This window comes from Carboxylicivirga sediminis (assembly GCF_018156225.1).
GTDB classification, from domain to species: domain Bacteria; phylum Bacteroidota; class Bacteroidia; order Bacteroidales; family Marinilabiliaceae; genus Carboxylicivirga; species Carboxylicivirga sediminis.
This window is the reverse complement of sequence record NZ_JAGTAR010000046.1, coordinates 17,783-42,334: the sequence shown is the minus strand read 5'-3', so window position 1 is coordinate 42,334 and position 24,552 is coordinate 17,783. Positions and strand designations below refer to the sequence as shown.

General features: G+C 42.0%; 15 protein-coding genes. 13 read left to right on the top strand and 2 right to left on the bottom strand.

Features of this window, described 5'->3' with window-relative positions:
* Positions 1-249: 249 nt before the first annotated feature.
* Positions 250-537 (top strand): LysO family transporter, encoded by a 288-nt coding sequence (locus tag KDU71_RS20820; RefSeq protein ID WP_212193047.1) that lies wholly within the window; start codon positions 250-252, stop codon positions 535-537.
* Between the two features lie 2 nt (positions 538-539).
* A complete protein-coding gene (locus tag KDU71_RS20815; RefSeq protein ID WP_212193046.1) occupies positions 540-1,145 on the top strand; it encodes a lysine exporter LysO family protein in 606 nt (201 codons plus the stop codon).
* Positions 1,146-1,354: 209 nt separating this feature from the next.
* Here KDU71_RS20815 and KDU71_RS20810 read toward each other — a convergent pair whose 3' ends face one another.
* Positions 1,355-1,813, bottom strand: a complete 459-nt coding sequence (locus tag KDU71_RS20810; RefSeq protein WP_212193045.1) for an META domain-containing protein — start codon at positions 1,811-1,813, stop codon at positions 1,355-1,357.
* Positions 1,814-1,895: 82 nt separating this feature from the next.
* On the opposite strand from KDU71_RS20810, the gene KDU71_RS20805 reads away from it, so the two are divergent.
* Positions 1,896-2,435: a hypothetical protein gene (locus tag KDU71_RS20805; protein WP_212193044.1), complete on the top strand. Its 540-nt coding sequence runs from the start codon at positions 1,896-1,898 to the stop codon at positions 2,433-2,435.
* A gap of 93 nt (positions 2,436-2,528) precedes the next feature.
* Here the strand turns inward: KDU71_RS20805 and KDU71_RS20800 are convergent, their stop codons facing one another.
* On the bottom strand, positions 2,529-5,345 hold the full coding sequence (locus KDU71_RS20800; protein ID WP_212193043.1) for a helix-turn-helix and ligand-binding sensor domain-containing protein: 2,817 nt from the start codon (positions 5,343-5,345) through the stop codon (positions 2,529-2,531).
* 391 nt (positions 5,346-5,736) lie between these two features.
* Between KDU71_RS20800 and KDU71_RS20795 the strand changes: the two genes are divergently transcribed.
* The 10 genes from KDU71_RS20795 to KDU71_RS20750 all read left to right on the top strand — a co-directional run bounded on the left by KDU71_RS20795 (position 5,737) and on the right by KDU71_RS20750 (position 24,535).
* Positions 5,737-8,805 (top strand): SusC/RagA family TonB-linked outer membrane protein, encoded by a 3,069-nt coding sequence (locus KDU71_RS20795; RefSeq protein WP_212193042.1) that lies wholly within the window; start codon positions 5,737-5,739, stop codon positions 8,803-8,805.
* Between the two features lie 19 nt (positions 8,806-8,824).
* Entirely contained in the window at positions 8,825-10,393 is a 1,569-nt protein-coding gene (locus tag KDU71_RS20790; RefSeq protein WP_212193041.1) for a RagB/SusD family nutrient uptake outer membrane protein, read from the top strand.
* Positions 10,394-10,411: 18 nt separating this feature from the next.
* Complete coding sequence (locus tag KDU71_RS20785; RefSeq protein ID WP_212193040.1) at positions 10,412-11,491, top strand: LamG domain-containing protein; 1,080 nt, start codon at positions 10,412-10,414, stop codon at positions 11,489-11,491.
* A gap of 202 nt (positions 11,492-11,693) precedes the next feature.
* On the top strand, positions 11,694-13,577 hold the full coding sequence (locus KDU71_RS20780) for a glucoamylase family protein (protein WP_244828631.1): 1,884 nt from the start codon (positions 11,694-11,696) through the stop codon (positions 13,575-13,577).
* 26 nt (positions 13,578-13,603) lie between these two features.
* Positions 13,604-14,941, top strand: a complete 1,338-nt coding sequence (locus KDU71_RS20775; protein ID WP_212193039.1) for a glucoamylase family protein — start codon at positions 13,604-13,606, stop codon at positions 14,939-14,941.
* Positions 14,942-15,014: 73 nt separating this feature from the next.
* Positions 15,015-16,403, top strand: a complete 1,389-nt coding sequence (locus KDU71_RS20770) for a sulfatase family protein (protein WP_212193038.1) — start codon at positions 15,015-15,017, stop codon at positions 16,401-16,403.
* A gap of 3 nt (positions 16,404-16,406) precedes the next feature.
* Entirely contained in the window at positions 16,407-19,208 is a 2,802-nt protein-coding gene (locus tag KDU71_RS20765; RefSeq protein ID WP_212193037.1) for a sulfatase-like hydrolase/transferase, read from the top strand.
* Positions 19,209-19,384: 176 nt separating this feature from the next.
* Complete coding sequence (locus KDU71_RS20760; RefSeq protein WP_212193036.1) at positions 19,385-20,710, top strand: sulfatase family protein; 1,326 nt, start codon at positions 19,385-19,387, stop codon at positions 20,708-20,710.
* A gap of 38 nt (positions 20,711-20,748) precedes the next feature.
* Positions 20,749-22,935, top strand: coding sequence for a glucoamylase family protein (locus KDU71_RS20755; protein WP_212193035.1), 2,187 nt, complete (start codon positions 20,749-20,751; stop codon positions 22,933-22,935).
* A complete protein-coding gene (locus KDU71_RS20750) occupies positions 22,913-24,535 on the top strand; it encodes a sulfatase family protein (RefSeq protein ID WP_212193034.1) in 1,623 nt (540 codons plus the stop codon). The genes KDU71_RS20755 and KDU71_RS20750 overlap by 23 nt, the downstream gene beginning before the upstream one ends.
* Positions 24,536-24,552: the final 17 nt, after the last annotated feature.

The following is a 24,552-nucleotide window of genomic DNA, read 5'->3' as shown; positions in this document are numbered from 1 at the left end:
GATGAAAATGAATATTTATAAGTGAAACTCTAAGCTTTTCCTTAAATAATCGATTTACTGCTTTAAATTTCATCACCGTAGCTCGCTACGCTTCTAAAATTCGCATTGTAAATCGGTTATTTAAGAAATTTTGAGCTCTGTAATTTTAATCGAACTCAGGTTGTTAGTGTGTGATTTGGATTTAGATCGATTCGGGCCCGCTTTGGCGGGCTCGTTTCACATTAGCTAATTAATAACTATTTTTGAAGCATGACTTCATACATTGTTATTGCCCTGTTTGCGACTGGTATCGCTATCGGTTGGTTATTTCGCGATAAAGATAAGACCCGAAAAGGAGTTGATACGGCCGTTACCTGGTCGGTATATTTGCTATTGTTTCTCTTAGGAATCTCAGTAGGTATCAACAAAGAAATAGTAAATAATTTTTCCAGAATCGGTTATCAGGCTTTCTGGCTGACTTTTGGAGCAGTTGCCGGAAGTGTATTAATTGCCTGGTTGGTGTATCATTTCTTTTTTAAAACAGATAACGAGGAGTAATAATGAAAGGAAGTATAATTATTCTGGCCTTTTTTGCCGTGGGCCTTTTAGGCGGTATTTATGGTTTATTTCCAGAGTGGTTACTAAATGAAAACCTGACTACCTATGCTTTATTTGTGCTGATGTTTTTGGTTGGTATTAGTATCGGCAGTGATAAAAATGCCTTTTACATCCTTCGCAAGTTAAACTTTAAAGTGGTGTTAGTGCCGTTAACGGTGATTATTGGCAGCTTATTGGGCACCGCCATTATATCGTTGATGCTTGCCGACATCGATATTAAGGAAGCCACTGCCGTAGGAGCAGGGTTTGGATACTACTCCTTGTCAAGTATTTTTATCAGTCAGCTGCATAGTCAGGAACTGGGGGTCATCGCCTTACTGTCAAATATATTCAGAGAAATCATTACCCTGTTAGGGGTACCTTTATTGGTTAAATACTTTGGTAAGCTGGCAGGTATTGCCTCTGGTGGAGCTACAGCCATGGATACGACTTTACCTGTGATAGTTAAGTTTACTGGTAAGGAATATGGTATCATAGCCATTTTTAGCGGCATCATACTTACTATTTTAGTACCAATCCTGGTTACAGTAATTCTGGAGTTCTCATAATATAATAGGCTTTAGCTACTGATAACAACCGTATTAATGCTACTCATTAAAGCAGTTTGTGTTTTGTTGAATCATGCAGCTGTAGTATCGGGGAGATGGCCCGGTATAAAAGATTACATCCGCTCTGGATAATATCTTATCAAACAAAGCGGACGCAATTTTATGGATTTAATAATACGGTATAATTTACAGTTTTTCCGTTGATATGCTTATTCAGCACTCTCAGCCTTTAGTTTAAACTCCATTATAATCTGTCCATCTTTTTCCAACTGAAGCACTTCACCCTTAATGGTATAATTCAGTGTCTGTTGCAGCATCTGAAAGAACTCTATTTCAGGTACGCCATCGCAATACATTTTAGTAGAAAAAACCTTGTCAATGGTGAGGGTATTACCTTCAATTACCACTTCTCCTCCAAAGGAGTTGCAACCACTATTACCACCAGCTTTGTTTTCAGCCATATTAATTACCAGTGTAGGTGTCTTTAGTGTAAATCCGGCCTCTTTGGCAGCTTGGCCATTAAATGAAATTAACTCCCATTGATTAGCCTCAACAAAAAGCTCACTTATATTCTGTTTATTCGATGCTTTTTCCTGACTGGTACCTTGTGTGCTTTTGCAACTTACTAATGCTGCTACAGCCATAAGCGCTACAAATAATTTCTTCATCTTATTAAGTTTTTGTTTTGTTTAGCTAATTTAGGCAATAAAAATCATGCCAAAGAAATAAGTAACTTAAATACTTTTTAAAATGGATACAATCGATATAAAAGTTGGTACACGTGTTGAACATCCCAGATATGGTGAGGGTATAATTGCTAAGATTAATCTTGGCGCCTACATTGTCTTCTTTGAAGATGGCGGCAAGATGGAAATACCAAAAACAAGTACAAACCTTACAATTATTGAGAGTCCGGATGAAGGCAAGCCAGAAACGGTGACTGCCCGCGATTTAAGGCAAGCTATAGCTTCTGTGCTGGATGAGTATGGAACCTTACCGGCAGAGGTAGAGTTAGGGCAAAAATGGCTGGGAGGTAAGTTGTTGCTTCAACCCGCCAATGAATCATTGCAAGCTAAGGAAATACCAATCGAAATTTTCTTTAAAAAGATTGTTATGTTGCGTGACCGTTTGCGTGTATTAGAGCAGAACATCAATTCATCAGGCTCGCTTAATGATGAAGAAAAAGTGCACATGCAGCAGTACATTACCAGGGCCTATGGCAGCCTAACCACTTTTAATGTATTGTTTGCCGATAAAGAGGACTATTTTGTTGGTAGTGGCAAGAAATAGAATAAGATATGGCATCGCATTGAACTCTCAAATGCGATGCTTTTTATCCATATCCTGCCAATATGTAATATCTTGATGCTTATCTGTTGTAGTTTACGCATTTAATATATAGTCGGTCAAATTATCTTCCGCAGTTAACCCAAGCTTCTTACGCAGGCGATACCTGTGGTTTTCAACACCTCTGACAGTAATACCAAGCAATGGCGCGATATCTTTTGATGTCAGATTGATTCTTAAGTAAGCGCAGAGGCGCAAATCACTAGGGGTTAGTTCCGGATGTTTTTTCTTCATGGTTTTCAGAAAAGCCTCGTGCGCTTGCTCAAAATTTGCTTCAAACAATTGCCAGTCATCCTGACCACTGATGTTATCATCAATTTTATCAATAACTTCTTGGTAATACTTGTCTGGATAGCGATTACCAAGATATTCTTTGTGTTTCTTTATCTTAGCTTTTAGTGATAACAAGAATTCATTTTTCTTAATTATGCTCATAGCCGAACTCGCCAGTTTCTGGCTTTTATAGGATAATTCAGAACTGAGTTTCTCATTTTTTAGTTGAATCAGTTCTTTCTCTTTCTCCTCACGTTTCCGCTTTTCCTTTAGTTTAATTTTACGACTGGTTATATACTTTAATCCCAACATCAGGCCAACCATTAATAATAAATAGCCGGCAATGGCATACGTCGTTTGGTACCACGGTGGATGCACTATTAGTTTCAATAGGTGTGTTTTGGATGACTTGAGCCAATTGTTAACCGCTTTAACTTCAATGGTATATGTGCCAGAGGGTATTCTACTCAATTCAATAGTGGGCTTGTTTGACAGAGCCGACCATTGGTCATACAGACCTGGTATTTTATATTGAAATTTAACCGTTTCACCATTCAATAAAGGGAAGGAATAACGAAGTATCAGATTATTTAAACTATGTGGCAAGTTGATAGATTGGTCTTCAATGCTCAAAGGAAATGGCTTACCTTTTCGATTAGTTGCAGTTACTTGCCTGAGTGTTATTTCGTGACTGGCAATATCAATACCTTCATTGTTGCCGTTTAAGTTGAGCAGCATATAACCATTTTCCAGGCAAACCATTGCCGTAGTATCATTGAACTGCACAATGTTTTCATGATCAGGAATTAAATGATTCTCAAATAATTGCTTGGGGTAAAACTTGATCCTGGATACCTCGTTGGCATAAATTTTAAAGTAGGCGATGCCTTTTTCGCTAATAAACCAGTAGTGGTGATTAAGACCGGGTACAATGCGCTTGGCTGCTTTAAAATCCCCCAGAGCGTCATTAAGCAAGTTATACGGAACAATGGTGTTCTTAAGATCGTCATATGTATATAGCTTATGTCCGGTAGTTATAACGATCTGATTTTCTATTTTAAATACATTTAAGTGACCAAGCTGTTCTGGTCCATCTTCAAACTTATCGTATTTAATGACTGATTCCACATTATCAAAATCATCATTTAAACGAATTTTATACAGGCCGCTGTAGAAATGGCTGGCCCACAGATTGCCCAGGTGATCCACTTCTATGAAACGTGTTAAGTTATTAAAGCCACTGATGGTATTGGACATCTTCCAGCCATTCTGCGTTTCACGGTAGACGATTAGGTCATTGTAAGTACCTTGAAGCAGTACATCCGGATGCCGCGGATGTCGTTTGATATTATAAGCACCCGAATAGTCAGAAAGCAGAGAAAACTCATTGCTGCTAATGAATGTACCCTTATTATGACCGATAAACAGATGATTGTCGATGATTTCACAGTCCCACACTTGCCCTTGAGTCCCGTCAACCAGCTTAAAACTACCATCCGTATCCTGCCACGATTTAACATACAAGCCTTGATTTGTGCCCAGGTACAACTGATTATTAAACAATGCGCCGCTGTAAATGGCTCCAATTTCTTTTTCCATATACATTCGGTAGTTGTTTCCGGGCGTCAACGAAATATATTCGATACCGGCATCCAGTGCCAGCCACATATTATTGTACTGGTCGAAACTTATTCCTAATACAGTATTACTTTGTAAACCATTCTTATTGTTATACTGAAACTTCACCTTGCCAGTGGGCGAAAAGCCAATGACACCATCCAGTATGGTGCCAATAATAAGGTCCCCTTCGGCAGTTACAGCACCATGATTGATTTTATTGGTGATAAAAAACGATTGAAGATTATTGGCTATTGGTTTAAATTCATCGGTAGTTGTGTTTAGGATGTACATTCCTGCTGATTCGGTGCCAATATAGTAAGTATTGGGTAAGTGTCCTTTGGCAATAAAACGCACATGCTTTTCCTTTAAGAAATCGCTGTTGGTTACCGGGATAAGCTGATTGTTTTCTGTTCGATAGATACCATCGTTATGAATAGCAACAAACACAGTACCGTCAACCAAAGTAGCAAAATTAAAGAAACCGCCGTTTTTTAATACTGTAAATGATCCATTTTCGTAGATATAGATGCCGGCAAATGAGTGAAAGATGATTTGCTCCTGGCTTTTAAAAATACTCCAGAATTCCTCATTAATGCCAAACTGCGATTTCACACTGTCTGTAAGAGAAAAATATTGCAGTTGACTATTTTGTGTTCTTTCCCAAAAACCCAACTCACGATAGCCTCCTGTATACACTCTTCTGTTATCAACAGCTACAGCTCTTATAATAGAAGCGTTGGGAGAAGGATATAACTGCCAGCTCACCCCGTCAAATTCGAGCAAACCACTGCTATTGCCAAAGTAAATATAGCCTGTTGGTGCGCATCCAATAGACCAGTTTTGACTAGCTGCCTGATAATCATCTTTAGTAAAACTTATTAATGATTGTGCTGAAAGTACTGAATGGTCAATTATGCCATTAAGCAGAAGAATGAACAGGGTGATATAAAAAAGCTTCATGAGCTGATATGACATTAACTGATTATGATTTGATGATATAACATCAGTAAAAATAAATTATTCTCTTTTGAAGACATTAAATGTTGTTAACAATATTTTGTAATTCTTGATTCGTGAGGCGATTTTGACCGGAATTTGGCTGGTAAATACATAAAAATAGCTCATTGAGTGACCTAAATATTCGGTTTTGCAAAATACTAAATGTGAGATTTTTCTATTTGTAATAATTAGGTAATCAGGCTTTAGAGAATGCATACAATGAGAGGGTGAGGTAATTGTGTAAGCATGAATTAAGACTTTTTAACAAAGAGAGCTTATAGTGTGGGGATTTTTTTCATGACCTGTGATTGGCTCAATACTTTTGGCTAAGCGAACTTAAAAAAACACAGACATGAAAAAAATCTTTTATTCGATTCTTCTATTGTTCGTATCAACACTCATGATGGCGCAAAATCCTGTTAAGGTTGCCGGAAAAGTGACGGGTACTGATAATATAGGAATACCGGGTGTTTCTGTAATAATAAAAGGAACAACAACAGGTACAATTACCGATTTTGACGGTAACTACGTAGTTAATGCAACCCCTGATAATATTATCGAATTCAGCTTCATTGGCTATGAATCTCAGGAAGTGGTTGTTGGAACCCAAACCACACTTAATATCGTATTGCAGGAATCGGTTGAGTTAGTAGATGAAGTGGTTGTGGTAGGGTATGGTACACAGAAAGTAAAGGACTTAACTTCGGCTATTACAACGGTTGCTTCTGAAGAATTAGCCAAAACTCCAGCTGCTACAGCTATGCAGGCTTTACAAGGTAAGGTTGGCGGTCTTCAGGTAGTAAGCTCCGGACAGCCAGGCAATCAGCCAACAGTAAGGGTGAGGGGTATTGGTTCCTTCCAATCGGCAGGACAAAATCCATTATATGTTGTAGATGGCATGTTCTATGACAACATCGATTTTCTGAATATCTCAGAAATAGCGTCCGTTTCAGTTCTTAAAGATGCATCAGCTGCTGCTATTTATGGTGTACGTGCCGCCAATGGTGTAATCCTTATCGAAACCAAATCTGGAAGTAAAGGGAAAACTGAAGTTGAGTACGATGGTTACTATGGTTACCAGGTGGCCCAGAATGTGCTTAAAATGGCCAATGCAGAGCAATTCACTAATATGGCATTGGAATCAGGTTCAGATGTCGACTACAATTTCGTTTTGAACGCCATGCAGAAGTATGGTCGTAGCCGTGTAAACCCTAATGTGCCTGATGTCAATACCGACTGGTACGATGAAATCTTAAGGCCGGCACCTATTCAAAATCATAGTTTAAGTGCCAGGGGTGGAACTGAGAATGTAAAATATGCCCTAGGAACCAGCTACTTTAAGCAAGATGGTATTATGGATGTGGAAAACTATTACGAGCGTTTTAACCTGACAGCTAAAATTGATGCTAAAGCCAATCAGTGGTTATCGTATGGTGGTAATGTGGTTTTTAGTAATGCAACCAAAAAAGATCCTAATAATGATGCCTGGAAACAAGCTTACCTGGCAGTACCAATTTTGCCGGTATATGATCAGGATTATTTAGGTGTTTCCACTCCAGATAATTTTGCTGATGCCCAGTTGCTTGGCTATCGCGGACATCAAAATCCGTTTCCAAGCATGCTTTATAACGATAGGCAGCTGGATATTATGAAGGTTAATGCAAACTTCTATGCGCAAATAGATCTGATTCCTTCAAAGCTAACGTTTAAAACCAGCTATAATCATGCTTATACGGATTTAAATCAGCGCAATGTTGATTTCCCCTTCTATATAAACGATAACTGGTTTAGAGAGTTTTATACCGAAGGTGAAGATGAATCAGTTGAATACAGGGCGGATTTTGTAAAAGTAAGAAAGCAGAACAGTACCTATTCAAATAAGATATGGGATAATGTTTTGACTTATTCGGATAGCTTTGGAGCTCACAATATTTCAGTGATGGCTGGTTCTTCATACCGTCAGGAAACTAGCCATAACCTATGGGGATCAGCTGAAGATGTGCCTGCTGAGAAAGAGCAGTACTGGTACATCGATGCAGGTCAGAATAATGATTCTCATTTAACGGGTGATGGTGGTGCTAAATACTATGGCCAGTCATACTTTAGTCGTTTGTCTTATAATTTTAATGGCAAATACATGCTCTATGCCACCATGCGTGCTGATGGCAGTAATAAGTTTGAGAATACCTGGGCGTATTTCCCGGCCGTAGGTGCTGGTTGGGTACTATCAGAAGAAAATTTCCTTAAAAACAATGATTATATCGATTTCCTGAAACTACGCTTTGGTTGGGGACAGTTAGGAAATGACAAGATTCCTCGTTCTGACGGTTCGGCTGCAACTTATATTAATTATGTAGCATTGGGTGATCAGAGAGCTGCAGGTACAGTTACCACTAATAATATCAATATCCTGCGTTGGGAAGTCACCGAAGAAACAAATGTAGGATTAAGTGCCAATATGCTTGGTAATCGTTTAGGTATTGAAGCTGATTATTATACCAGAGATACTAAAGATGCTGCTATTTATGTCAATACGCCTGTTATAATGGGTGGTGGATTAAAGAGTGCTGGTGTTATTCGTAACTCAGGATTCGAATTGGCTGTAAATTGGAGTGATAATATAACCAGTGACCTGAGCTATATTGTTGGGGCTACATTGTCAACCAATAAGAACGAAGTACGTGAGCTTTATGGTCAGGATTATATTGATGGTGGCTCAGCAGAATTTCGTCAGCGCACTATGGTAGGTGAGCCTCTTCTGGCATTTTATGGATGGGAAGTAGCAGGAGTTTACCAAAATCAGGCCGAGATTGATGCCGATCCTATTGCGATAGCTAATGGCCTGGAACCAGGTGATTTTAAATACAAAGACCAACAGAAAGAAGGAGAAGAAGGATATGGCGTTATTGATGATAACGACCGTGTGATATTGGGTTCATATTTCCCAACGCTTATGTATGGTGCCAACTTGGGTATTAAATACAAAAACCTACAACTTACAACCAACATAATGGGGCAGTCGGGTAATAAGATTCTTAACCGCAAGCGAGGTGAAGTTATCTGGACCAATGACACGAACTGGGATGCCGATTTAGCGACTAACCGTTGGCACGGCGAAGGAACATCCAATGAATATCCATCATCTAAAGGTTTAAGAAAATCGTGGAACCAGAAGATGAGTGATTACCTGGTGGAAGATGGAGCTTTCTTCAGAATACAGAATGTTCAGTTGGCTTACACGCTTTCAAATAAGTCTCTTTTCGGAGTAGAAATGCCCGATGCACGTATCTCATTTACGGCAGAACGCCCATTAACCGTATTCAGTTACAATGGTTTCAGCCCTGAAGTAAATAATGGCATTGATAACCAGGTACACCCTGTTCCTGCTATTTACACAGTTGGACTAAATCTTAAATTTTAATCGTTAAAAAAGATTAGACATGAAGTTCATTAATAAACATATTATAAAGCTTATGGCTATGGTAATTGTGGTTATGGCAATAGCAGCCTGTCATGATAACCTGGAAGAGCCATTTGAAAACCGTGTTCCTACCGAAGAAGTGGATTACACTATGTCAAAAGATATGATATTGCCCCTTTATGGTGCATACTCACAATTCTATATGAGAAGAGGATGGGAAGGTATTCCTTTACAGTCTGTTAGGGGAGATGATGTAAATGCTGGCGGCTATGGTGATGCTCAACCATTCTTTATGACCGATCGCTACGTCTACGACCAGGGCTATTGGATGTATAACTCATTATGGGGCCTGGAGTATACCACAATATTCCGCATGTTTGATGCTGAAGAGCAAATAGAACTGTACAGAGAAAATTCAGGTAATCCTAATGCCGATCAGTATATTGCTGAAACAATGGTAATAAAAGGTTGGTTACTACGTAATTTAGCTCGTACTTGGGGTGATATTCTAATTCCTGAAACTTCAGATCCGTCAGATATGTTGGTGACTGATGTATCGACCTATGCAGAAGTGATGCAATATATTTCGGACTTGATGGATGAAGCAATACCCAATTTACCGGATATGCATCCAGCGGATCGCACTGATGTGCCAGGCGGTGTAACAAAATATACAGCGCTGGCATTAAAAGCGATGGTAAACCTGGAGCTGAAAGAATATCAGAAAGTGGCCGATGCTACTTCACAAATTATCAAGTCTAACAAATTTGCCCTTTATTCTGATTATTACGAGTTATTTAAGAAGGATGGCGAATTATGCTCTGAGAACCTCTTTGAATTGCAATTCTCAGATTATAATCAAAGTACAGGACCTCAAGAGACATATTTATATGCCTTTTATGGTTCACAGAACTGGTCACCAAAAGTTGAAGGTGCCAAGAGTGGATGGGGATTTTGGGAGCCAACTCTAAAGTGGATTAAGTTTATGTTGGATAGAGGTGATGATACACGTCTTCAAACCAGTGTACTATTCACCAATAAAGGTATTAATACCTTAAAGGCAGATCCTGCTTATAGTACCCTACCTGCATGGATAAGTAACACAACTCCATCGGGAGATATCGTTAATGATTATGCACGAGCCAACTTTGCCAGTGGTAAACACTATTTGCCATCTGATCAATTGACACCAGGTCGAAATGATTATGGTAATGGTAAAAACTATCCGCTAATTCGTTATGCTGAAATATTGCTGATACACGCTGAAGCAATGGTACAAGGCGCTACAAGTTCGGCTATGTCGGCCGATGAAGCGGTGAATAAAGTACGGAATAGGGCTGGATTAGGAAGCATCACTGGAGTTGGGTTACAAGAGGTTTTGGATGAAAAATTTGCAGAGCTGGCAATGGAATTAGGAGCACGATTCTACGATATGGTACGATATGAGCAATACGATGAGTTAAACTATAGCGATCGCTACGACGATAGTGATGGGGTGCGTCAGTTTAATGCTGATAAGGTCTTTTTACCATATCCTCTGGCTCAGCTTGATCAGTTACCAAACCTAAAGGCTTATGCCAATAACTAATCGTTAAATATTGGAAAAATGAAAACACTTAAAACAATTCTATATAGCCTTGGGATTATATTAAGCCTGCAGGCATGTACCGAGGGTATTGATTCAATTTCTCCCGTTGAACCGGGGAGTGATGAATTAGCTCCAACCATAGCAATTAGCTCACCACAGGATGGGGATCAGCTTATTGTGGCAGCCGGAAGTGGTGTGCCCATTATGTTGGAGGTAGTGGACGACATAGAGCTGGCTTCTGTGAGCTTTACTATTAATGACGAGGTGTTAGAAAATGTAATCAATTTTAGAGATTACAGACGCTATGCCCCGCTAAAAGGTCATGCTTTAAACCTGGAAGATGGAACCTATACCATGCAAATTGAAGGTGTTGATAAAACAGGTAAGAGTACCTTATCAGATGTCATCAGCTTTAGTGTGGTGGAGATGGGCAACTTTGAACCATTATATGGTGAGACTTTCTACATGAGTTTCCAGAATCACTTCCTTGATCATGCTTCAGTAACAGGTGCAAAAGTTGAAGGTTTTCCTGGTTTCGAAGCCAATGGTGTTATTGGAGCTGCTTACCAGGGAGCTGAAGGCGCCAGCCTTTCATTCCCAGTTGCTGATGTATTGTCAGGTACCGAAATGAGTGCCACCTTTTGGTACAATATTGCACAGCAGGGCCGTTCAGGTATTTTATCAGCCAGCCCATCGGGCAGTAATAATAATCGCGTAGCAGGATTTAGACTATTCCGCGAAGGAGGAGATGATGCACAGATTATCAAGCTGAATGTAGGCAATGGCTCGGGAGACCAATGGTTTGATGGAGGAGCTGCAGCTACAGTTAATCCGCAAACAACCGACTGGGTTCATGTTGCCATTACCATCTCCGAATCATCGGCAGCCGTTTATATCAATGGCGAAGTGGTTTCTGAGGGTGCTTTGACTAGTCCAATGAGTCTGGATAACTGCGAAGACCTATATATCGCTTCAGGTGGACCGTATTTTAGTGGTTGGGGGCATGCCGAAGACTTAAGCCAGTACGATGAATTACGCATATTCCAAAAGGCTCTTAGCCAGGATGAAATCAAGGCCATTATAGCCGCTGAGGAATAAGAATAAATTTGTAAGTAGAATTACTAACAAAAGGATGGTCAGGAATTAAGTTAAAATGACCTGAGAAGGAAAGCAGATGTTCATCTGCTTTCCAATCATCCTATTGCTAAAAACAATTATGATGATCCGAGTACGATATTTTTTACTACTAATAACAGTCCTGACCCTCTCATGTCAAAAAGACAATCCGCCAGCTCCACTAATGCTTGAAAAAATTTATATCAATTCAGATGAAATTGATCCAAATGGCGGCACTGTTGCTGATGTGACATTAGCACCAATTATCAGGTTGGTCTTTTCAGCAGCCATTAATGCCGAATCACTTACTAATGGTGTGTTGTTGCTTAATAATAATCAACCTGTGGCGGTTAATACAAGCTTAGCGTCAGAAGACAAGACGATCAATCTAATTCCGCAGGATAAACTCGAAACCTTTACTACTTATACCTTGCAAATAACAAATGAGTTAAGCAGTAAAGCAGGCAGTAATTTTGATGCTTTTGAGGTTACTTTTAAGACTGTTGCCGGTACTTTACAGTTAGAAAGTCTGATAATTAATGAATCAGATATATCAAAACTGGACATTGTGCCTAATGTGCCACTTACTCTTGAATTGGAGATGAATTTTACCGAACCTGTTAAACGAAGTTCACTTGAAAGTGCCGTTAGTTTAAATGGATTAAATGTACCCGCTTTATCATATGCATATGCCAATAATGATCAGACCATTACTTTAACGGCGGATGCATCGCTGAGCTATTTAAGTAAATATGCCTTTAAAATATCACGCAACCTGGAGAGTATTGATGGCGCCAATTTTGAGGGATTTTCCAATCAATTGTTTACCGTTTTAGATTCGACTTATAAGTTTCCGGAGATAAGTGATGAAGAACTCCTAACACTTGTGCAGAAGCAAACGTTTAAATACTTCTGGGATTTTGGCCATCCGGTGAGTGGTTTGTCGCGTGAGCGTAACACATCTGGCCATACCGTGGCTTCAGGAGCCAGCGGCTTTGGATTGATGACCATTCCTGTTGGTATTGAGCGTGGTTTTGTAACACGTACCGAAGGTGTAGAACGATTAGCAACCATGATTAATTTTTTGGGAGATAAAGCCGAACGCTTTCATGGTGCCTGGTCACACTGGTTGCATGGCGAAACAGGTGCAGCCAAGCCATTTAGCCAGAAAGATGATGGAGGTGATCTGGTTGAAACATCATTTGTAGCCATGGGCCTTATGACCGTACGTCAGTATCTGGATGAAAATACACCATCAGAAAAAACGCTTATTGATAAAATTAATACCATCCTTGATGGCATTGAGTGGGACTGGTACCGACAAGGTGATCAGAATGTGCTTTACTGGCATTGGTCACCCAACTATGGTTGGGAAAAGAATATGAAAATAAGAGGCTGGAATGAAGCCCTGATAACTTATTTCATGGCAGCAACGTCTTCCACCCATGGTATTCCCAAAGAAGTGTATGACGGAGGTTGGAAAACAGGCAATTTCTTAAATGGCCAGGAATATTATGGCATAACCTTACCGCTAGGTCACGATTATGGAGGCCCACTTTTCTTTGAGCAATATACCTTCCTGGGGTTAAATCCGCATAACCTGGTTGGTGATGAGGGTGAAAACTATTGGGAGCAAGCGGTCAATCATACTTTAATCAACAGGGAACACTGCGTCAGAAACCCTAAAGGATATGTTGGCTATAGTAAAGATTGCTGGGGTTTAACGGCCAGCGATGGTTACGAAGGCTATTCAGCCCATTCACCAACCAACGACAGAGGTGTTATTACACCAACAGCAGCTCTTTCGTCTTTCCCTTTTACACCTGTAGAATCCATGGAGGCTCTTAAGCATTTTTATTATCGCCTGGGTGATCGCCTGTGGGGGCCTTATGGCTTTTATGATGCGTTCTGCATTCAGGATGAGTGGTATGCCACTTCAAACATAGGTATCGATCAGGGACCGATTGTCATTATGATTGAGAACCACCGCACAGGCTTATTGTGGGACCTGTTTATGTCAGCTCCTGAAGTACAAAGTGCGATGAGCCTGCTGGGATTTACCAATTAATACAATAACCTATTATCCAGAATCTAATGAAAACCATATATCTATTAATTATGCTGATAGCATTACTTAGCTGTGGGCATAAACGCACTGAAACATCAGCTGTTTCAGACAAAAACTGGACCGATGAGCAATTGTTGGATACAGTTCAATATCAAACATTCCAGTATTTTTGGAACGGGGCTGAACCCAATAGTGGGATGGCCTGTGAACGCATTCATACTGATGGTGATTATCCTAAAAATGATGCCAGCGTTGTTACCCTTGGAGGAACAGGCTTTGGTGTGATGGCCATCCTGGTTGGCGTTGAAAGAGGCTTTATTACGCGTCAGGAAGCTCTCGAGCGCTATCAGAAAATCGTCAGTTTTCTTAAGCAGGCCGATCGTTTCCATGGCGCCTGGCCACACTGGCTGAACGGAGAAACAGGTAAAGTGGCGCCTTTCAGTAAAAAGGATGATGGTGGCGATTTGGTAGAAACCGCTTTTATGGTGCAAGGCCTATTGGCAGTGGCCGAATATTTTAAGGAGGGAACGCCGGCGGAGCAACAGTTGGTGGCCGATATCAACCAGCTATGGCACGAAGTGGAGTGGGACTGGTATACCAAAGGTGGCGAAGATGTGCTCTACTGGCACTGGTCACCCAATTATGGATGGGACATGAATTTTGCTGTTGGCGGCTATAATGAATGCCTGATTATGTACATCCTGGCTGCTTCATCACCAACCCATCCGATAAAACCATCGGTGTATCACAAAGGGTGGACAGTTAACGGCAATATCGCCAATGACACCGTTTATTACGACTTACCCACTGTGCTAAATTATTACGAGCATAGTGATGATCCTATAGGACCGCTGTTTTGGGCACATTATTCTTACCTTGGACTTAACCCGAAAGGGTTAAAAGATATATATGCCAATTATTGGGAGCTAACCACCAATCATGCCAAAATTCACCACCGCTATTGTGTTGATAATCCCAAAGGTTATAAGGGGTACGGTAGCAAGCAGTGGGGCCTCACATCCAGCTATTCAATGAAAGGGTATGCAGGACACCACCCGGGAGATGCCGACTTGGGTGTTATCTCTCCTACAGCCGCGTTAAGTTCATTTCCCTATACCCCTGCTGAATCAATGGAATTCCTTAAGTACTTATATACAGAGGCAGATTCACTGGTAGGTGTTTACGGTCCTTATGATGCCTACAGTCATACAGCTGCATGGTGCAAACCTCACTATCTGGCCATTGATCAGGGCCCGATACCTGTGATGATCGAAAATCATCGCAGCGGTTTATTGTGGAACCTGTTTATGGCCAATGAGGATGTTAACAGAGGTCTTAATTTATTAGGTTTTAGTATTGAATAGTGAACGAATCATCCTTCGGTGACCATGCGTCTCCGAAGGATGTATTACAACTAATATCCTTAAATCAACAACCATGCATTTATATACAATACAATGGCAGGGGTTTGTTGGCTGCCTTATGCTCGGATTATTAATGAACCTGGGCATAGCGAATGCACAAAAACAAATACCTGGCAAGCGCCCCAATATCATTGTTATCCTGGCCGATGATCTGGGTTACAACGATGTGGGTTATATGGGCAGCGATGCCAATGCAACACCCAATATCGATGCCATTGCCGCCAATGGGCTTCGTTTTACCGATGCCTATACAACATGTCCGGTATGCGGACCAAGCAGAGCAGGCTTATTAACCGGTCGCTATCAGAATCGTTTTGGCTTTGAAGATAATCCGGGACCATTCAGACGAACAGAAGAAACCATCCCGGGTATTCCATTACGGGAGACCACCATGGGAGAGTATTTTAAAGAGTTGGGATACAATACCGCACTGATAGGTAAGTGGCACGAAGAGAATGTGCCGCTTCGTAACCCTTCCGCAAGAGGATTTGATAAGTTCTTTGGCTTTATAAATGGAGCTAGTAGCTATTATATAAATGACAATAGCCAGGGTAAGCTGCTAAATGGCTTAAGGCCTGTGGAGTCGGAAGAAGAATACCTGACCAATGCCTTTGGCCGCGAGGCTTGTTTGTTCATTGAGCGGAATGCAGACCGTAATAAACCGTTCATGTTATATGTACCATTCAACGCACCGCACGGCCCATTTGAAGTACCCGATGAATATAAAAGCAAGTTCAGCCATGTGAAGGATGAAAAGCGTCAAACATTTCTGGCAATGATCAACTGCATGGACGAAAATGTGGGTAAGATCATAACTACCCTCAAAAATAAAGGCATTGAAGAGGAAACACTGATAGTGTTCTTGAGCGATAATGGAGGTGAGTGTGAACGAGCCGATAACACACCCTTACGGGAGTGCAAAGGAAGTATCTACGAAGGTGGTATCAGGGTGCCGTTTTGCATGCAATGGAAAGGTGTGCTGCCCGCCAATCACGTGGTGAATCATCCGGTGATTGCACTGGATGTATTACCGACTGCCATTGCTGCAACAGGTGCAAGTGTTAGCGGGGAGTGGTTTCTCGATGGTGTTAATCTGCTGCCTTACCTGACAGGTGAAAAACAAGGTGAGCCCCATCAGTTTCTTTACTGGCGATTTTTATGGCACCACGCTGTACGCAAAGGTGACTGGAAGCTGGTGAAACACCGTGATCAGACCGATTGGGAGCTCTATAACCTCGCCTCCGATATAAGCGAACAAACCAATCTAAGTCAGCAGCATCCCGATAAAGTAAAGGAACTGCTGGATATCTACACAGACATGTCAGATCAGATGCTGGCGCCCCAATGGGGCTGGCAACCTGACTACTGTGGAAGTTACAATATCAATAACATTAAGAACTAAGCTATGCGAAATAAACTAAGTTTATTATTAGTGCTTTTCCTGGGTTTGACATCTGTATTATTTAGTCAGCAAAAACCCAATATCATCATCATTCTGGCCGACGACCTTGGTAATGCCGACGTTGGTTATAATAATCAACAAAGTGAAATAGCCACACCCAATATCGACGCATTGGTGAATAATGGGGTGAAGTTCACAGCCGGCTATGTAACGGCGCCTGTTTGCGGACCTTCAAGGGCCGGGCTACTTACGGGCGTTTATCAGCAACGTTTTGGTTTTGATGATAATCCGGGACCCTTCAGGGCTGCCCCAAACGTTATTCCGGGTATTCCCACAACTCAGAAAACGATTGCCGAATATTTCAAACCTTTGGGTTACGCTACATCATGTATTGGTAAATGGCACGTGGGCGGAGAAGAAAGCGATGCCCTTTTGCCAACCAACAGAGGATTTGATGAGTTTTATGGATTTTTAGGTGGAGCATCCAGCTATTTTCCGGGGAGTAATGATAAAGAAACGTTATTACGCGGTACGGTGCCGGTTGATAATGAACCAGATTACCTGACTGATGCCATTGCCAGGGAAGCCAATGATTTTATTGTCAGGAATCAGTCTAATCCATTCATGATGTATATAGCGTTTAATGCAGTACATGGTCCTTTACAGGCACCACAGGAACTGATTGATTTGTATGCTCACATCGAACCGGAAGGACGACGGAAGCTATGCGCCATGCAGCATTCAATGGACCTTAACATCGGAAAGATTTTGACTAAGTTAAATGAACTGAACCTTGATGAGAATACCCTGGTGTTCTTCCTGAGTGACAATGGAGGGATACCATCTGGCAATTTCTCATACAACGCCCCTTATAAAGGCGAAAAAGGCACCGTATATGAAGGTGGTATTCGTATTCCGTTTGCCATTAAATGGCCCGGAAGCGCATATATTGGAACGTCATATGATAAGGCAGTGACGGCACTTGATATTATTCCAACAGCCCTGTCGGCAGCTGGTGAGGATTTGAGTAATTATTCAGACCTGGATGGTGTTGATTTGCTGCCATATATCTCGGGACAAAATACCGCCATACCACATGAGCAGATTTTCTGGCGTATTAATGCCACAAAATGGGCAGTCAGAGATGCAGATTATAAGTTGGTTAATAACGGGGATACGGCCGATCCTATGTTATTCAAAATATCAGAAGATATTAGTTCGGAGAATGATCTTTATGCAACGATGCCTGAGAAGGCTGCTGAGTTAAAAGCCGGGTTTGATGTGTGGGAGAGTGGTGTAATGGAACCGCAATGGGGCTGGCAGCCAAGTGTTGGCGATTACGTGAAGCATGCCGATGAAGATTTTGAAAATGTTGTCAAACTCATGTTTAATAATATGGGTGGCGGTACGTGCGAATATGCGGCAAATCCGAATCCTGCAGGTATCAATACCAGTGCTAATGTGTTGAAGGTGACAATAGCTGATCAGGCCCAGGACTGGTCGGGTGGCTGGGCAAGTGTACCACGTTTTCAGAAGAAATACCGCTATGTACACATGAAGGTACTTAAGGAGCGAACTTCATCCGTACGCTTCAAAGTCGAGGGAGACAACAACACCGGTGTTACCAGCTTAAATATGAATCAATACACAAAAGTTGGTGAGTGGCAGGATCTGGTTTTTGATCTGGACTTCTACAATGCCGTGGTGAAAATCAATATACAGCCTGATTTTGTGGTGGGTACGGAAACAGTTGTGTACATCGATGATATCTGGTTTAGCGATGACCCTACACCTCGTGGTGCATCCTTTTCGGAAACTATACCAGTTGGACTTTCGGCTACCGATATTACCGGTAACACCGCCAATTTCACCTGGAATCCTGTGGCGGAGGCTGTTGCTTATCATGTTTACATGGATGGTGAATTTTATCAGGAAGTAAATACCAATACCATTGCATTAACTAATCTGCAAAGTAACGGCTCATATGAGCTGTCTGTGGTAGCCGTCAACAGCCGGGATGAATTATCGGCAAGCAGTGAAGTTTATTCACTGATGATGCCAGAGTATAGCTACATTATTTGCGACTTTGACACTAAAACAGGTGATTTCAGAGAATTGGGGCAGCTGCCATTTGAGATTATCAGCAATCCTGATAAGACCGGTATTAACCCTAGTAACAATGTATTAAAAATTCAGCGTTTGTCTGGTAATACCACCAACTGGGCCGGTGTTTGGGGGCCTGTCGATGAATTTAATTGTCAGTTACGATATGTACACATGATGGTGTATAAAGAGCGGATTACGCCGGTGAAAGTAAAGTTTGAAGGCAGCGCAACCATGGTGCAGGAGAGTATGGAGGCACAAACTATAACGGGGCAATGGGAAGACCTGGTATTCGATTTTGGCGGGCATAATGCAAGTGTCAATAAAGTGATTATTCAGCCCGATTTTATTAACGACGGAACACAACAAATCATGTATGTGGATGAAATAATCATGAGTAATAACCCGGAGCCCCGTCAGGGCATAAGTACTTCCATTAGTCAGGATGAAGAAAAACAAGCTGATTTCCTTGTTTATCCATTACCTGTTGAAAGTACTCTATATTTTAAAAATGCTGGAATGATAGAAAGTGATGTGATTATATATGACATCAATGGGGTGCCGATTTTAAAAGCTAATCAAAGCCAATTAAATGAAGGTGTTGGCATGCAATCCATTCCTGCAGGCATATATATACTAAGCTGTCAATACAATGGTAAACAGATTAGTCGAAAAATTGTCAAGACAGGTAAAGGATTCTAGAGTTTACTGTTCCCTTATTCATAAAACTAACCAGGCAGAGTGCATAGTACCTTCCTTGAAGTGGTGCTATGCACCACTTCAAGGAAGGGAATGGAACAATCAGCTACACTCACTTTACAAATTGAATTTGAGTAATCAAACCCATCAATGATCATTCACAACCAGTAATCAAGCACATGAAAAAAAAGACCATTATACTATACTTTGTTTTTTGCTCCTTTCTTCTGCAGGCGCAAAACAAACCGAATATTGTCATTATTTACGCCGATGACATGGGCTGGGGCGATGTGGGCTACCATGGGGTAGATGATATATTGACCCCAAACATTGATGCCCTGGCCGAGAGTGGCGTTTACTTTACCCAGGGTTATGTTTCGTCTTCTATTTGTTCGCCTTCCCGCTGTGGCTTGCTCACAGGGGTTTATCAGCAACGCTTTACCAACGGGCAAAACTCCAGGGATGAAGATCCGAATATGGAGCTATTTAAGCAGCAACAAATGCTGCCAGACATTCTTAAACCGGCAGACTACTATACAGGAGTGATTGGCAAGTGGCACCTGGGGGCTGATGAATCGCTTCGCCCTAATGCGCGTGGTTGGGATGAGTTCTATGGCTTTTTAAACGGATCCCATTCGTTTTATAAAGCCGAAAAGAAATTTACGCGCATTCGTGAATATTGGCCCATCTTCCGCAATAACGAAATGGTTGACTACGAAGGCTATACTACCGAGGTATTTACCGATGAGGCCATTGATTTTATAAGACGTAATCATCCCACTAAAACAGAAACCCCATTTTGTCTGTACCTGGCTTATAATGCCGTGCATTTTCCTTGGGAGGTGCCCGATAATTATATCCAGCGTGTATCACATATCAAAAGTCGTCAGCGTCGCCTGTTTGCTGGCATGGTACTGGCCATGGACGATGGTGTTGGTAAAGTAATTGATGAGTTGGATAAACAGGGCTTATCGGATAATACCATTGTGTTTTTTATTAGCGATAATGGCTCACCGCAAGGACAGATGGGTAATATGTCTTCAACAGGACCATTTCGCGGCTGGAAAGGGGATTGTCTGGAAGGAGGTATTCGCGTGCCATACATCATTAAATGGCCTGGACAAATAGAACAGGGTTCACGATATGATTATCCGGTGATTAATCTGGATATAATGCCAACTATCGCGTCATTTCTCAATCTGAAAAAGAAATCTAAATACCAGTTTGATGGCGTTGACCTCTTACCATATATAAAAGGTGAAAAAAGTACCGAAGAACGACCTCATGAAACTTTGTACTGGAGGCGAGGCAAGGACATGGCCATCAGACACGGTGACTGGAAACTGGTGGTAGAAGATAAAAATGCCACAGCCGACACCATGCTCTTTAACCTGGCTATTGATAAAGGGGAACGCCGAAACCTTTATCATGATGCATCAAAGAAAGTAACCGAACTGAGACAGCTATTTGAAGAGTGGGAAAAGGGATTGGCACCTCAGCAGTAGGGCGTTTAATTGAATCTGTTGAATAAAAAAAAGATACCATGAAGCACGCAATATCACTACTACTCATCACAGTAATTCACATAGGCATAACAGGCCAGGAACGGCTTTATGATTACAGGTTTTTTGAAAACAGTAATATGTCGGGGCCTTACTTCTTTTCGCATGTAAGCTATGAGGAAGGCAGTTATATTAGGAACATCAGGCATAAATTACCAGTATCTGAAACGCATTATTTTACGCCACCTAACTCATTAGAGCTGAACTATAGTAACGGTAATGGCTTCTGGGAGGCTGCAGTGGAGTTTGAAAAGTTACGTGGGCAGGATTATTTCAAAGAGGCTACTCATTTGTCTTTCTGGCTCTTTAAAGGTGACGTTGATGCCGGGCTACTACCGCTGGTTCAATTATGTTTTCAGGATAAAGAGCGAAGAACCGGTACTTTGCATGCTGAAACTCGCTCCGCAAAGGTAGCGATTGATAATTATCTAAACGGGGAAGATAATGAAGGCTGGACTTGGGTAAAAATTCCTCTATCAGACTTTGGCCCTATTAAGCAGCTTCCCAATTGTATTATATTCTCAAATAGTCATCAGGAGGGAGAGGGACAAGCATATATTGACCAACTGGAGTTGATAACGCCTGTTCAGTCCAATAAGGCAGCAAGCACTCCGGAGATGACAGCTAAGGCATTTGAACGACACGTTGATATTTATTGGGATGCAACTGCTGTAGTTGGTGCCAAATATGTCAAGGTTTATCGTTCTGACGATAATTCCGGGTTTAAGCCAGTCGGGATTCAGGTGCCCTGGTATGGCATCTATACCGATTTCACTGGCGAGAGTGATAAAACCTATTCCTACAAAATAACCTTACTGGACGAAAACTATAACGAAACGGATGATTCAAATACAGTCAGCATATCAACCCGTTCCTTTTCTGATGAAGAACTGTTGGATATGGTGCAGGAAGCTGCCTTTCGCTATTATTGGGATGGTGCTGAAGCCAACAGTGGTTTGGCTTTAGAGAATATTCCCGGGCGGAAAGACATGATTGCCACCGGCGCTTCCGGCTTTGGCATCATGGCCATTATCGTTGGTGCCGAGCGTGGTTTTATATCGCGCGAGCAGGCAGTTGAACGGCTGCTTAAGATATGTCATTTCCTGAAAGCTTGTGATACGTTTCATGGCGCTGTATCACACTTTATAGATGGCCCAAGCGGACATGTAGAACCGTTTTTTGGTGAGCGCGATAATGGCGGCGATTTGGTGGAAACATCCTTCTTGTTTCAGGGCTTGCTCACTGCTCGAAGCTATTTCGATGGAAAAAATGCCCGGGAAAACGAAATTCGAGAGATAATCATCCAGCTGTGGGAAGCCGTAGAGTGGGATTGGTATGATCAGCATAAGAAGAGCGATTTCTTAACCTGGCACTGGTCGCCTGATAAAGGATGGTTAATCGATCATCAGCTCATAGGATGGAACGAAACCCTGATAACCTACCTGTTGGCCATTGCTTCACCAACTCATCCGGTGCCAGCCAGTATGTATTACAAAGGATGGGCCAGTCAGTCTCAAAAAGCGGCCGAATACCGCAAGGACTGGGGCCAAACAGATGATGGGGCCAATTATACGAATGGCAACTATTACCATGGCATTCAATTACCAGTTGGGGTATCCAACGGCGGACCATTGTTTTTTATTCATTACTCTTTCCTCGGTCTCAATCCGCATTTGGTGGATGATAGTTATACCAACTACTTTGAGAACAACCGCAACATTGCCTTAATCAATTGGCGCTATTGCTCCGAAAATCCGAAGAATCACAGGGGATTTAATCCTGATTTTTGGGGTTTAACAGCCAGCGACGGACCATGGGGCTATAGAGCCATTGAACCGAATGTTGATAATGATAATGGCACACTGGCACCAACGGGTGCGTTGGCATCGTTTCCCTATACGCCAGAGCAATCGATGGCTGCCCTTAAAAACATGTACAGGGAGCATGGGCGTTACCTGTGGGGTGAGTATGGCTTTAAAGACGCAGTGAATCTGCAGGAAAACTGGTGTGCAAGGATTTATATGGGACTTAATCAGGCACCTGTCGCGGTGATGATTGAAAACTACCGCAGTGGCCTGTTGTGGAACCTCTTTATGCAGAACGATGAGATTACCAATGCATTATATGAAATTCAAAAACTTAATAATGAGCATGCAATCGCTGAATAATAAGGGTTTAATGTGGTTAGTTCTGGGGCTTTTAATGGGTGCCTGCCAGCCTCAAACGAATAAACCTGCATTGCCCAATGTGGTGTTTATTCTGGCCGATGACATTGGTTATGGTGATTTGGGATGCTATGGCGGAAAAATTCCGACGCCCCGCCTTGACGAATTAGCGGCTAACGGTATTCGCTTCACCGATGCCCATTCACCAGCTGCCCTTTGCGCACCTTCGCGTTTCAGCATGCTGACCGGCAGCTACCCCTATCGATCGTATAGGGCAGGTGGTGCCTGGAATACCAATAGTCCATCCATCTTTTCAGATCCCTATCAACATACCAGGGCAGGCAGAAAGGTGACAGTCGCTGAAATATTGCAAAAGGCCGGCTACCGAACCGCTTTCTTTGGCAAATCACACCTGGGTGGCGACATCAGGGATAAGGAAGGTCAACTTATCAGGGAGCAAAATAATATCTGTCAAATGGACTTTGCACAGGGAGTACACAACTCCATCAATGAGTTTGGCTTTGACTATTCTTATTCGTTGCCCAGCGGGATACAGCACGAACCATTTGCCTTTTTCGAAAATGGACATTTCGCACCTTTTGACCCAACTAAACCGGCGGATAACAGCTCAACACGTTTATGGAGCAATGGTCGCTATGAAATGAAAAATGGCACATCAGAGATTGTGGAGCATCAAAAACACGCAGGAATAGGTGACGTAGACTATAATTCCAGCCAGACTGGTATCATGATGATTAACAAAGCCAAAGCGTTTATTGATGAGCATATTCTGTTGAATAAGCAGCGTGATGAGGCAAAAACCTTCCTGATCTATTTTGCATCGCAGGCCATTCATGTGCCGCACACGCCTCCCAATGATTTTGACGGGAATGATACTGAATTGAATGAGCAGGTGAACGGCATGACAGGCGGCGCTACCGGCGATTTTGTATATGAGTTGGATGTACAGGTAGGCCAACTGATTGACAAATTGAAGCAGGAGGGCTTATACGATAATACCATTGTATTCTTTACAAGTGATAATGGCGCTTTATGGCCCGGAGTATGTGATTTTGGCAACCCTGAGCATGATAATAACGGACCTTTGCGAGGGTATAAAGCATCGGTATACGAAGGTGGCCACCGGGTGCCATTCATCATTAATTGGCCTGAGCAAATCAAATCAGGCTTTGTTGCCAATGAAGCGGTGCTGACCCAAGATTGGGTAGCCACCATGTACGAGATTACCAATCAGCCCATGGAGGAAGACCAGGCCATGGATTGCACTTCATTACTCCCCATAATGCTTAAGACAAAAGAGAGTGAGACTCCACTTCATCCGTTTATTATTTACCAGGCCGGATATGCCTATGACGGAGCCATCAGGGAAGGCAACTGGGTGCTGTTGGTCAACCGATATAATGAAGCGACCGAATTATATCACCTGGGAAACGACCTGGCACAGGAAGTAAATCTTATTGCCAAGGCTGAATACCAGGCACTCGTATCGCGGTTACTTCAGAAGTTCATTACCTATAATGATCATGATAATACAACCATGGAACCAAGAACGACTGAGGTATATCAAACAAAACAGAAGTAAAGCAATAAACCGATACG